Here is a 13,246-nt window from a genome sequence, read left to right on the forward strand (position 1 = left end):
AATAAGTATATCATGTTTATTATTTAAATATTACATTTTTGTAATATCTTGTAATTGTATTTATATAAATTTTTAGTGTGCTATAATATTAAAAGGTGAGATTATGGAAAAGATGAAAATAATGGTTGTTGAAGATGATAAAATGTTAGCTAATGAAATTAGTGATTTTCTTTTAAAGTGGAATTATTTAGTCTTTATAGTTAAAGATTTTGAAAATTTATTAACTGAGTTTTCAAAGATTGAACCACAACTAATTTTATTAGATATTAATTTGCCATTTTATGATGGATTTTATTGGTGTAGAAAGATTCGTGAGTTATCAAATGTGCCGATTATTTATATTAGTTCACGTAGTGACGATAGTGATAAAATTATGGGAATTGTTCAAGGAGGCGATGATTATCTTGAAAAACCATTTAATTTATCAGTGTTAAAAGTAAAAATTGATGCTATTTTAAGAAGAACATATGAATATAAAAGAAAAGAAAAAACATATCTTTATCCTGATATTTATTTTGAAGAAAATAGCGGTAAGCTATTTTATAAAAAAAACTTTTTAGAATTAACAAAATCAGAATTAAAAATTATTCAAACATTGATCAATAACCGATCAAATGTTGTAACAAGAAATGAATTAATGGATGTATTATGGGATACTGATGAGTATATTTTAGACAATTCATTGACAGTATTAATTTCTAGAATGCGCAGTAAGATTAAAAAATTTTGTGGTAATGAGATTATTCAAACTAAAAAAGGAAAGGGCTATTTTATTGCATGAATTATTTAAAGAGGTATCTAAAATATATATGTTTGATTATTTTTATATGTTTAGCTTTTAATCTTTATTATATTTTTTTAGTTGATAATAAACAAATTGATTTATTAGTATATTTAGATTTTTTATTAGTTATAGTAATTTTAATTTTTTCTTTTTTTGAGTATTTAGGATATCGAAAAACAAAAAGAAAAAAAGATGAATTATTAAAGCTAAATACACTTATTTTTAATGAATTTGAAGATATAGATGTTGCAATTATTGAACATGATATCAATTATTTAAAAAATGAATTACAAAATCAATATGATATTAATTCCAATCTTCAAGATTATTTTGCAAGATGGTGTCATGAAATAAAAATACCATTATCATCACTAGTTTTAATGAATGAAAAAATATTGGATAATGATTTAAAGCAGGCTATGAAATATTCTTTAGAAAAAATAAAACAGCAACTTAATTATGTTATGTTAGGTTGTAAAGTACAAAGTCATTTATATGATTTAAAAGTAACTAAGATAAATCTTTTAGACTGTATTAAATCATCAATTCGTAATAACCGTTTTTTTCTAATTGAAAAGAAATTTGATATTAAAATAGATATAGATGAAACATTTGTTTATTCCGATAAAGAATGGCTAACATACATAATTGATCAACTGATTAATAATGCAATAAAATATTCAAAAAAAGATCCTTATTTAAAAATATGGACTAAAAAAGATAAAAATGAAACATCGTTATTTATTGAAGATAATGGTGAAGGAATAAAAAAAGAAGATTTACCAAGAATCTTTGAACGTGGTTATACTGGAAGCAATCATCGTAATAATCAATATAAATCAACGGGATTTGGATTGTATATGGTTGATTTGATTTTAAAAAGATTAGGGCATGATTGTTATGTTGAAAGTAGTTTTTCAAAATATACACGCTTTATAATTGTATTTAAAGATAATCGTGATTTTTTTAACCTCTAATCTTACATTAAATGTAAGGTTAGGGGTTTATTTGTAACCTAGATGTAAGGATTTGTTTTAATAATTTTATTATAATTTTAGTTGTAATAGGAGGAGATAATGATGAGTGAAAAAGTAGTTATGGAAATTAAGGAATTGGTTAAGGATTATGGTGGTAAAGGTTTTTTAACAAAGGTATTAAAGGGAATTGATTTGACGATTTATAAAAATGACTTTATCGCTATTATGGGACCTAGCGGTTCGGGTAAAACGACACTTTTAAATATTTTATCAACGATTGATAAACCGACTCATGGCATAATTAAAATAGATGGACAAGATATATCAAAAATATCTAATAAAAATCTATCAGATTTAAGAAAAGAAAAAATTGGTTTTATTTTTCAAGATTATAATTTATTAGATACAATGACATTACAAGATAATATTGCTTTACCGTTATCATTAAATGGAGTTGATAGTAAAACATGTCTTGAAAAAACTAATTCATTAGCTAATTTATTTGGTTTAAAAAATCATTTGAAAAAATATCCATATCAATTATCAGGTGGACAAAAACAACGTGGGGCAACATGTAGAGCATTAATATCCAATCCTGAGATAATTTTTGCAGATGAACCAACTGGAGCATTAGATTCAAAATCAAGTAAAGATTTATTAGAATGTTTAAAAATGGTTAATGATCAAGAAAAAGCAACGATTTTAATGGTTACTCATGATGCATTTAGTGCTTCATATGCTAAAGATGTTTATATTTTAAGTGATGGTATGATTAAATGCAAACTTACTAAAGGTAATGATCGTAAAGAGTTTTATGATCGAATTATTGATATGCAAACATCGATGGGAAGTGATTTTTCATGAAAATGATGAAATTAGCATTTCAAAATTTTAAAGTAAGTTTTAAAAATTATTTGTCATTGATTATTTCTTTGGCATTTACTATTTTAGTTCTATTTAATTTTTTAAATCTTATTGATTCAGGTATTCTTAATGGCTTAGGTGAAAGTAATGCTAGAAATATTGAAATTGTTATTCAAGTGATGTCGTTTGTTTTAGGTTGTTTCATGTTGTTTTTTATTTGGTATGCAACTAATGTATTTTTGACAAAACGAAAAAAGGAAATTGGGATTTATGTATTTATGGGACTTACTAATCAAAAGATTGGCAAGCTATATGCAATAGAGACAATATTTTTAGGATTAGTTGCATTAGTTTTAGGAGTTGGTTTTGGGATTATTACTTCTAAATTGTTTGTGATGATAACTATGGCGATTTCTAAAATATCTATAGATATAGCATTTCATTTTTCAATTACACCAATTTTAATTACAACAATCATTTTTATAATTATTTATGCGATTTTTGTTTTAAAAGGATATATTAGTATCGTTCGTAGTAGTGTTTTAGAAATGGTGGCTGCTAATCGCCAAAATGAATATGTACAAGCTAAAACATGGCTTTTAGTTATAAAAACGATTTTAGGAATAGTAATTATGGCAACTGGTTACTATTTCGCTATAGCTAAAGGTGGTATGGAAACCATGTCAAATGCCTTATTAGCAGTTGTTCTAGTAGTAATCGGGGTATATTTTTTATTCGGTGGCTTGATTCCATTTATTTATCAATCTTTATTGAAAAATAAACGATTTCTTTATCAAAAGCAAAGAAATTTATGGGTCAATAACGTTGTTTTTAGAATTAAAAAGAACTATCGTACGTATGCAATGGTATGTGTTCAAATGATTTGTGCGGTTACAGCTTTAGCAACTGGTGTAGCAATGAACGATCGTTATAATAGCATTGTTCACTTTGAAAATACTTACACATATCAAATATTAGCTACAAGTAGTAATTTGGATAATGAATTTAAACAAGCAATTGAAAAAGAAAATGATGTTTTATATCATTCTTATATTGAAATATTACAATTACCAGATGAAGCAACAGCAAATGGTTATACTACAGCAATTTTAAATTACTCACAGTTAAAAAAACTTGCACAAGATGTAAATTTGGAATTTAATTTTAAAGAGCCTAAAAATGATGAAATCATCGATGTTTCAAAATTATATTTATTATCAGTAATTACTGATGAAGATTTGTCTGATGTAAAAATCAATAATAAAAACTATCATCAAATTGGAAGTACCAATGAACCATATTTAGGATATTTTCAAGAACAGATGGATTTTTATGTAGTAAATGATAATGAATATCAAAACTTAAAGAATGGTGGAACAGTAATTAATATTTATAATTATAAAATAAAAGATCCAAATAATTTTGAAGCATCAGCTAAAGATATTCAAGAAAATCAAAATTGTCAGGGATTATTAAAAATCGATCCCCAAAGAAGTGAAATTGATTGGATCAAGATTTTATTTACAGTTTGTATTTTTATGTTTATGGTATTTGTTTTAGCTAGTGGTAGTATTATCTTTATGAAGTTATATAATGATTCTTTTGAAGAAAGAGAAAGATATAACGTATTAAAGAAAATAGGTATTAGTTCAAAAACATTAAAGAAATCTATTGCCTTAGAATTAGGATTTTTCTATGTTATGCCTCTTATTGTTATGACAATATCATCATATTTTTCAATCAAAGCATTATCTAATATGATGTTTACTGATTTAATAGGGGTAAATATTATTAGTGTCTTAGTAATATATGTATTTTTCTTAATTTGTTATATATTATCAATTGGGATTTATAGTAAAAATGTAAAATTATAAAATAAAAGATGATCTTAATTGATCATCTTTTATCAGGTTATCATTACCTAAATATTTATTATTTTTTGACTCAACCTTAGTGAGCCACTAATATAATTGGGGGTCTACGTTTCATATTTAGGCGATAATCCTTTTTTAGATTAATTCTAAGAATTATTGGAGTTATTACTTTATGAATAATTCTTATGAAAGTTTGGTGAGGATAAATAATTTTATCTTCCACATCATCAATTCTATCAGTTAATACATGTGAATATTCTAATAAAGTTTCACTTAGTACTAACAATACATAAATCATTAATACAGTAATTATATAGAATTCATTCATATTATCAACTCCTTCCTAATCCTTTCCTCACCATTATAATAGCACAAACCAGCATAAAATGAAAGCGTTTTCTTTGAAAAACTTTAATTTTTTTAAGAATTATTTTTTTATTAAAAAAATGATGCAACTTTAAAAAAAAGTGCTACAATATAGGGCGTGATTAATATATAAAATTATTGTTTAAAGGGGTTAGAAAGATGATTATTGATGATATTATAGAAAGTACTAAAGAAAGGGTTGTAGAAAATAAAAAACTACATTCAATTGAAAAAATAGCTAAATTAGCATTTGATAAACCAATCAATTTTGATTATCCATTTGAAAAAGCCTTACGTAAACCAGGATTATCTTATATTATGGAAGTAAAAAGAGCAACACCAACAAAGGGACAAATCACACAAAATTTTGATTATAAAACGATAGCTAAAGAATATGAAGATATTGGAGCTGCTGCTATTTCTGTTGTAACCGAGCCTGATTTTTTTAAGGGGGATGATGATTTTTTAGCTGAAATTGCAAGAATTGTAAAAATACCAGTTTTAAGAAATGATTTTATTATTGATGAATATATGGTTTATGAATCTAAGTTATTAGGGGCAGATGCTATTATACTTTTATGTAGTGTTTTAGATGAAATAACTTTGATGCGTTGTGTAAATTTAGCTGAAAGATTAGGAATGAGTGCTTTAGTTGAAGCTCATAGTTCAATGCAAGTAAAAAAAGCAATGCGTGTAGGGGCTAAGATTATTGGTGTTAATAATTGTGATTTAAGAACTTTTGAAATTGATATGAAAAATAGTATTGAATTACGTTCTATGGTATCTGATGATATTGTTTTTGTAAGTGAAAGTGGTATTAAAACATACGATGATATAAAAGTTTTAGAAGAAAATAATGTTAATGCAGTACTAATTGGTGAAACATTGATGAAAAGTCATGATAAAAGAAAGACATTTGAAATATTACAGGGATTAAGAAAGCCGGAATAAGTTATGGAATATCATACTATTGAACCAATATATAATAAAGAATCAAAGATATTAATTTTAGGCTCATTTCCTTCAATCAAGTCAAGAGAGGCTAAGTTTTATTATTATCATCCTCAAAATCGCTTTTGGAAGATTTTAGGAAATATTTTTGATAATGATAATTTAAGTACGATTACTTTAAAAAAGCAATTTTTATTAAATAATAAAATTGCTTTATGGGATGTAATTGCTAGTTGTAATATCAAAGGATCAAGTGATAGTAGTATTAGTGATGTAAAAGTCAATGATTTAATCAGAATAATCAATGGTAGTGCAATTAAACATATTTATACTAATGGTAATCTTGCAAACAAACTTTATCATCAATATTTTGATGATAAAATAGCTTTACCAGTTACTAAATTACCTTCATCTTCACCGGCTAATGCTAGTTATAGTTTAGAGCGGTTGATTGAATGTTGGAAAGTTATCAAAGATAGCATGTAAAATGCTATTTTTTATTGTATGATAAATTTGAATTTTAGAATTTTTTTAATAGCGTTATAGGACATATATTAGGATATAATTGTTAAAAGAACAGAAAGGGGGGATAATTATGGGAGTCTATTTAAATCCAAATAATCAAAATTTTTATGAAGCAGTTAATAAGGAAATATATGTTGATAAATCCTTATTAATTGAAAGAATCGAATATTTAAAAGAAAAAGTGAATAAATATATTTGTGTATCACGACCAAGACGATTTGGAAAGAGTACCGATGCTAATATGCTTGTAGCTTATTATTCCAAAGGATGTGATTCATCTCATATTTTTAATAACTTGAAAATCAGCCAGACAGAATTATACTATAAACATTTGAATCAACATAATGTCATTCATGTTAATATGCAGGATTTTTTAGGTTATACACATGATGTTAGTAAAATGGTTACCCTTTTGACAAGAAGAATTATAAATGATCTAAAAAAAAATTATAATGTTGAATTATTCGATGAAAGTATTTTATCAATGTCACTAGAAGATGTTTACAGTGCAACTAATGAACAATTTATATTTATTATAGATGAATGGGACTGTATCTTTAGGGAATATTCAAAAAATAAAGAAGCACAGAATCGATATTTAGATTTTTTAAGAAATCTATTGAAAGATAAGCCTTATGTAAAGCTTGCTTATATGACAGGAATACTGCCTATTAAAAAATATGGAACTCATAGTGCCTTGAATATGTTTGAAGAAATATCTATGATTGAACCGGAATTATTGGCTGAATTTATGGGATTTACAGAAAATGAAGTTAAAGATCTTTGTTCTTTATATAATGTAAGTTATGAAGAAATGAGGGAATGGTATGATGGTTATTATATGACAGATTGTTTATCAACTTTTTCCCCACGTTCTGTTGTTGCATCAATTGATCGTAAAAAATTTGGAAATTATTGGACATCTACGGAAACCTATGAAGCATTAAGAGTCTATATAGATATGAACTATGATGGATTGAGGGACGATGTTGTAAAGTTGTTGGCAGGGGAAGAGGTATATTTGAATACCAACAAGTTTCAAAATGATATGACCACTTTTAAATCAAAGGATGATGTTTTGACATTACTTATACATCTAGGATATCTAGGATATAACAGTTCCAATCAGACATGCTATATACCAAACAAGGAAGTAACAAGTTCATTTGTTGCATCAGTTGAAATTCATCATGGAACGAAACAACGAAGGCATTATTAAACAGCAGAGAACTGTTAGAAGCAACATGGAATCAAGATGAAAAGAAGGTAGCCAAATATATAGAAGAAGCTCACTTGGATACATCAATACTGACATATAATAATGAAAATGCCCTTTCATATACAATATCAATTGCATATATGTATGCAAGGAATTATTATACGATTGTAAGAGAAATGCCAAGTAGAAAAGGTTATGCAGATATGATATTGATACCTAAAGATGATAAACCGGCAATGATTATAGAATTGAAGTGGAATCAGGATGTTGAAACAGCAATCACTCAAATTAAAGAAAAAAAATATCCAAAATTATTGGAAGAATATAAAGATAACTTACTGATAGTTGGAATAACTTATGACAAGAAAACAAAAAAACATATATGTAGAATAGAAAAAATGAATTAGGTTCATAAAAAAGAATGAACCTTTTTTCTTTATTATAAAACTTAAGGTAATATATCATTTAACAGTATATTTATTCAATATCATCGTTATCCCTTAAATAAACTAGTTTATATATTTACAAACATTTTTGTCTATACGTTATAATTATTTATATAAAATTGTTTCGTAAATACAAGGTTACACCTGTAACAGGGAATAGACCAACGACAACTCCTAGATTTATTAATGTTTGTATGCCAATCATGGAAATAATTCCAATCATTAAAAAACTACCAAATAAATCTTTAACTTTCATTGCCTGATTGAAAACTGTAATAAACAAATAACCATATAATCCTACTAAAAAAATACCGCCAATTAAACCAAATTCTTCTAAATATATCGCAAAAATAAAATCAGTTTGTGGTTCTGGTAAATAAAAATGTTTTTGAACACTATTATTAAATCCCACTCCTAAAATTCCCCCTGGAGCAATAGCATATAATGATTGGATGATTTGAAACCCACTACCTAATGGATCAGCAAAAGGATTTAAAAAAGCAACAATTCGGGCTAATCGATATGGTGCGGATATGATCATTAAAACAATTCCAATTACACCTAAAATTCCTAACATAATAAAATACTTAAAAGGAAAAGGACTAACAATCAACATTACAATAATCGAACAAACCATAACAAAACCACTACCAAAATCAGGTTGTAACATAATCAAACCAAAACCTAATGATAAAACTACTAATAACTTAATACTTGCTTTTAATTTCTTCAATTCATGATAATGATTACTTATATAACTAGCACTATATATAATAATTGCTATTTTAAATAACTCTGAAGGCTGTAAAGAAATGATTCCTAAATTAAACCAACTTCTTGAACCACCACGAACACTACCTAGTCCAGGGATTAAAACTAAAATCATTAAAATAAAACAAAATATTAAAATTTTATTCGCGTTTTTTTGATAAATATGATAATCAATTTTTGAAAAAATAAACATTGCAATGATACCAATTACCGCAAATAAAGCTTGTCTTTTTATATAATATAAAGAATCATTAAACTTATAGCCAGCCCAAATATTTGAAGCACTATAAACCATCATTAAGCCAATAAAAACAATAGTCATTACTAAAATAACTACTCTTTTGCTTTTCATTTACATCCCTCCATCATAAGTATATGAATAAAAAATTTATAAATGAAAAAACGATATAAATCATTAATCATGATTTATATCGTCTAAAGAGCAAACAATTTCTTTAAATACATTACCACGTTGTTCATAACCGCTAAATTCATCGAAGCTACTTGTCGATGGTGATAGTAAAACAATATCACCAGCTGTAGCGTTATTGATTGCTTCTAATGTAGCTTCTTTTAAGTTTTTAACACAAATACTATTTTCAACATGCATTTCATCTTTAAAACGTTTACCAGCGGCTCCAAATGTTACTAAACGTTTTATTTTATTACTGTAAGTAGACATTTCTTTTAGATCTAGGCCTTTATCAAAACCACCCATTAATAAAATAACTGGTTGTTTAAATGCTTTTAAAGCAATGATACTAGCATCAGTGTTAGTAGCTTTTGAATCATTATATATTTTAATCCCATTTATTTCTTTAACAAATTCGATTCGATGTTCAACACCAATAAATGAAGCAATTTCTTGATTAATTATTTCATTTTTCACATCACATTTTTTAGCAATACAAATTGCAATCATTATATTTTGTAAATTATGATTACCAACTAATTTAATATCATCAAGATCAATAATAAATTCATTTTGATAATAAATAGCTTTATCTTTAATCATGCAATCAGCTTGATTATCTAATGACATCGTAATTTGTTTACAAGGAATAGGATATTGTTTTAAATATTTGTCTAAAACTTGATCATCTAAATTTACTACAAAACAATCATTTTTATTAGTGTTTTTATAAATATTGGTTTTTGAAGCATAGTATTCATCTAATGAAGCCATGTAGTCTAAATGGTCAGGTGTTAAGTTAATGATTGTTGAAACATTTGGTTTAAATGTATCAATGTCAAGTAATTGAAAATTACTCATTTCAATAACAATATAATGATTTTCTTCTTCTAATAAATTATGATCTAAAACAATATCACATAGTGGCATACCAACATTACCAGCTAAATGAACATTTTGATATTGTCCTTTTAAGATCTTATCAATTAATGTAACAGTAGTTGTTTTACCATTAGTTCCTGTAACCCCAATATAATGTTGTTTTTTAGCTACTTGATAAGCAAGTTCTATTTCTGTATATACTGGGATATTTCTTTTTTTTAATCTTAAAATAAATGGTTTATGATAATTGATTCCAGGATTTTTTATTACAAAATCAAAATCACGTTCAAATAATTCATCAGGATGACCACCAGTAATCATTTCAATTCCATCATCAAGATATTGTTGATATTCAGGAATTTTACTAGCTTCTTGAAATTCATTAATAGTAATTGTTGCATTAAGCTTTTTAAGTAAGCGAACTGCAGCTTTACCACTTTTAGCTAAACCAATAACTAATACTTTTTTACCTGTTAACATTTTATAACACTCCAATAACAATTGCTAAAATACCACAAATAAAACCAATAAACCAAAAAGAAATAGTAACTTGTTGTTCAGACCAACCTAACATTTCAAAATGATGGTGAATCGGTGCCATTTTAAATACACGTTTACCACGTAATTTAAATGAAGTAACTTGGATAATAACTGATAATGTTTCCATTAAGAAAACCCCACCAACTAAAATCAATAATAACTCTTGTTTAGTAAGAATTGCTAAAACTGCTAAAAAACCACCTAAACCAAGTGATCCTACGTCACCCATAAAAATCTTAGCTGGATGATAGTTAAACATCATAAATCCAAGTAAAGCACCGACCATTGCAGTAGCATAACTAGCTAAAACATAATCTTTAGTCATAATTGAAAAGATAATAAATGGTGCAATTGCAATCATTGAAAGTCCAGTAGCAAGTCCATCTAATCCATCAGATAAGTTAACACCATTACTTTCACCTGCAAACATAATTAATATTAAGAATGGGTATAAGTATTTAAAATCAATACTTATATCAACTAGTGGAATTGTTACTACTGATGTAAAACCAGGAATAAAATTCATGGCGTAAAAATAACAAATAATCGCTAAAGCTATTTGTGCTAATAATTTAGCTAATGGTGGTAATCCTTTATTACTATGCTTTACAATAATTAAAGCATCATCAATTAAGCCAATTAAACTATAACCAACTAAAACAATTGTGGTTAAAATTAGTTCTGGATTAAATATATTTTTGATATCAAAAACAAGTGTACTAATAGCAGTACCTAAAATTGCAGCTAAAACAAAAACAATACCTCCCATTGTCGGTGTTCCGTTTTTAACCTTATGTGATGCTAATCCTTCTTCACGTTCAACTTGGCCAAATTTCATTTTATGTAGAAACGGGATTACTCTAGGCATAGCTATTAAAACTAAGACGAATCCTACACCAAAAGCAAAGATCAATTTTAAAAAGTTTTCCATTTTTTTAACCCCTTTTTTTAAATTCGTCTTTACTATACCATATTATCGAATAATAGGCAAAATAAAAGGGACGAAGTCCCAATTATTCGACATATTTATTGACAAATACCTAATTCTTTCAATAATTCAGCTGCCTTTTTAATAGCTGCATCTTCATCTTCACCCTCAGCAATAATTTCAATTGTTGCTTTAGTAGGAATCCCCAAAGATAAAACCCCCATTAAAGATTTTAAATTAACTGTTTTTGAAGAATAAATTAATTTAATATCAGATTTAAAAAGTTTCATTGTATCGACTAGTTTTGTTGCGGGTGTTGCATAAAGACCTACAGGATCAATTATGGTAGCATTTATTCGTTTTGCCATTTTATCTACCTCCTTTGTGTTACTTTAATTATAGCATTGTTGTTTTTTTTATGCATTAGTAATGATAAATCTTTTCATAAATATTTGAAACAATGTTACAAGTTAATTATATATAAATGTATTGTAAAATATGTCTGATTATCAATAATTAATCTTTTTTATAAAATGACAAAATTATGAATTAAGCTTGATTTTTTAATCGAATATGCTACAATCTAATCACAGAATGTCTATTTCTGTAGACTATTGAAGGGATGAGGACAGTGAATAAAAAAATAGTCAATGTTTTCAATAGTGAAATGAATGTTTTTATTGGTATACATAAATCAACATCAAAATTTTTTTATTTAATTAACAAATTATGAACTGGTATGTTTTATATGTTCTTTCTTATAAAAAAGAACAGTTAATTAAATATTTAAATAAATATGAAGATGTTGAAGCATTTGTACCTAAATACGAATATTATCGAAGAGTTACTAAAGATTATGAGATTAAACCAATGTTTAATGGCTATATCTTTGTAAAGTCAACAATGAATCAATTGGAATTTAATTCATTGTTGATGAAAATGTCTAAGGAAAAAGATGGATTATTAAAACAACTTGTTTATCCTGATACTTCTGCGTTAAAAAAAGAAGAGATTGAGATGTTTGATAGGTTGTTGGATGAAAATTATGTTGTAAAGATGTCCCAAGCGTATTTACAAGATAAAAGAGCAATTATTATTAATGGTCCGTTAAAATATTTTGAAAATGATATTCGTAAGGTTGATAAGTACAATAAAGTAGCTTATTTGAATTTATTGTTTATGAATCGAGAGATAAAAGCAGGTTTAGAAATTATTAAGTAAAAAATGAGCTGGGGAGAATGGTCTACCGCCCCCAGCCTATATTTTGAACATAGTTTTACTTACCTTGGGGTAGGGGGAACTATGTTCTTTTTTTGTTTAAATATAAATGAAACTGCTTGGGCAGTTTTTTATTAGTGTGCCACGCATGACATAAGACTAGGTGGTGAAAGTCCACTGTGGGGGTTTCGTACTACCAACCACTAGCCGAAGACAAGGTATCCATCGTAAGGTGTGAACGGGAGGAAGTTGGAGGCAAAGTCCTGACCCAAGGAATACGAACTATTTTAGGCAGAAGCTTATCGGATGAGATTGCTAAACAAATCGAAGTCCAATAGTACGACGGAATAAGCAGTGTAAAGATAGTGGGTACATAGGATGAAAGTGTTATGTCTTACCGTGGGAGGTCCTAGGAACATGATGAAAATGTAATCATGGTGGAAACGTTTGTCCTAGGAAGTCAGCCGAGGTCATAGTAGTGATGATGAT

14 protein-coding genes are annotated in these 13,246 nt (G+C 26.8%); 9 read left to right on the forward strand and 5 right to left on the reverse strand.

The annotated features are described in order from the left end of the window. Positions 1-103: 103 nt before the first annotated feature. From NQ543_RS03850 to NQ543_RS03865, 4 genes are all read left to right on the forward strand, one after another. The gene (locus NQ543_RS03850; protein ID WP_004610388.1) at positions 104-781 is read left to right on the forward strand and encodes a response regulator transcription factor; all 678 of its coding nucleotides are present in this window, start codon (positions 104-106) and stop codon (positions 779-781) included. Further along, positions 778-1,761, forward strand: coding sequence for a sensor histidine kinase (locus NQ543_RS03855; protein WP_004610389.1), 984 nt, complete (start codon positions 778-780; stop codon positions 1,759-1,761). The genes NQ543_RS03850 and NQ543_RS03855 overlap by 4 nt, the downstream gene beginning before the upstream one ends. A gap of 99 nt (positions 1,762-1,860) precedes the next feature. After that, complete coding sequence (locus NQ543_RS03860) at positions 1,861-2,625, forward strand: ABC transporter ATP-binding protein (RefSeq protein ID WP_004610390.1); 765 nt, start codon at positions 1,861-1,863, stop codon at positions 2,623-2,625. Next, complete coding sequence (locus tag NQ543_RS03865; RefSeq protein WP_004610391.1) at positions 2,622-4,499, forward strand: FtsX-like permease family protein; 1,878 nt, start codon at positions 2,622-2,624, stop codon at positions 4,497-4,499. Before NQ543_RS03860 ends, NQ543_RS03865 begins: the two co-directional genes overlap by 4 nt. 76 nt (positions 4,500-4,575) lie before the next feature. Here NQ543_RS03865 and NQ543_RS03870 read toward each other — a convergent pair whose 3' ends face one another. Continuing rightward, positions 4,576-4,827, reverse strand: a complete 252-nt coding sequence (locus tag NQ543_RS03870) for a hypothetical protein (RefSeq protein ID WP_004610392.1) — start codon at positions 4,825-4,827, stop codon at positions 4,576-4,578. Between the two features lie 197 nt (positions 4,828-5,024). Here NQ543_RS03870 and trpC point away from each other — a divergent pair, with 197 nt between their 5' ends. From trpC to NQ543_RS03890, 4 genes are all read left to right on the forward strand, one after another. Next, positions 5,025-5,816, forward strand: coding sequence for an indole-3-glycerol phosphate synthase TrpC (gene trpC / locus NQ543_RS03875; RefSeq protein WP_004610393.1), 792 nt, complete (start codon positions 5,025-5,027; stop codon positions 5,814-5,816). 3 nt (positions 5,817-5,819) lie between these two features. Beyond that, positions 5,820-6,302, forward strand: a complete 483-nt coding sequence (locus NQ543_RS03880; protein WP_004610394.1) for a DNA-deoxyinosine glycosylase — start codon at positions 5,820-5,822, stop codon at positions 6,300-6,302. 109 nt (positions 6,303-6,411) lie between these two features. Next, positions 6,412-7,560: an AAA family ATPase gene (locus NQ543_RS03885; RefSeq protein ID WP_230197312.1), complete on the forward strand. Its 1,149-nt coding sequence runs from the start codon at positions 6,412-6,414 to the stop codon at positions 7,558-7,560. Positions 7,561-7,634: 74 nt separating this feature from the next. Next, entirely contained in the window at positions 7,635-7,967 is a 333-nt protein-coding gene (locus NQ543_RS03890) for a PD-(D/E)XK nuclease domain-containing protein (RefSeq protein WP_083784293.1), read from the forward strand. 148 nt (positions 7,968-8,115) lie between these two features. Here the strand turns inward: NQ543_RS03890 and ftsW are convergent, their stop codons facing one another. From ftsW to NQ543_RS03910, 4 genes are all read right to left on the reverse strand, one after another. Continuing rightward, the gene (gene ftsW / locus NQ543_RS03895; RefSeq protein ID WP_004610397.1) at positions 8,116-9,129 is read right to left on the reverse strand and encodes a putative lipid II flippase FtsW; all 1,014 of its coding nucleotides are present in this window, start codon (positions 9,127-9,129) and stop codon (positions 8,116-8,118) included. A gap of 63 nt (positions 9,130-9,192) precedes the next feature. Next, complete coding sequence (murD, locus tag NQ543_RS03900; protein ID WP_004610398.1) at positions 9,193-10,551, reverse strand: UDP-N-acetylmuramoyl-L-alanine--D-glutamate ligase; 1,359 nt, start codon at positions 10,549-10,551, stop codon at positions 9,193-9,195. 1 nt (position 10,552) lies between these two features. Further along, on the reverse strand, positions 10,553-11,542 hold the full coding sequence (mraY, locus tag NQ543_RS03905; protein WP_004610399.1) for a phospho-N-acetylmuramoyl-pentapeptide-transferase: 990 nt from the start codon (positions 11,540-11,542) through the stop codon (positions 10,553-10,555). 95 nt (positions 11,543-11,637) lie between these two features. Beyond that, positions 11,638-11,907, reverse strand: a complete 270-nt coding sequence (locus tag NQ543_RS03910; RefSeq protein WP_004610400.1) for an HPr family phosphocarrier protein — start codon at positions 11,905-11,907, stop codon at positions 11,638-11,640. Between the two features lie 361 nt (positions 11,908-12,268). Here NQ543_RS03910 and NQ543_RS03915 point away from each other — a divergent pair, with 361 nt between their 5' ends. After that, a complete protein-coding gene (locus NQ543_RS03915; protein ID WP_004610401.1) occupies positions 12,269-12,760 on the forward strand; it encodes a transcription termination/antitermination NusG family protein in 492 nt (163 codons plus the stop codon). Positions 12,761-13,246: the final 486 nt, after the last annotated feature.

The organism is Thomasclavelia spiroformis DSM 1552 (genome assembly GCF_025149465.1).
Classification (GTDB): Bacteria; Bacillota_I; Bacilli_A; order Erysipelotrichales; family Coprobacillaceae; genus Thomasclavelia; species Thomasclavelia spiroformis.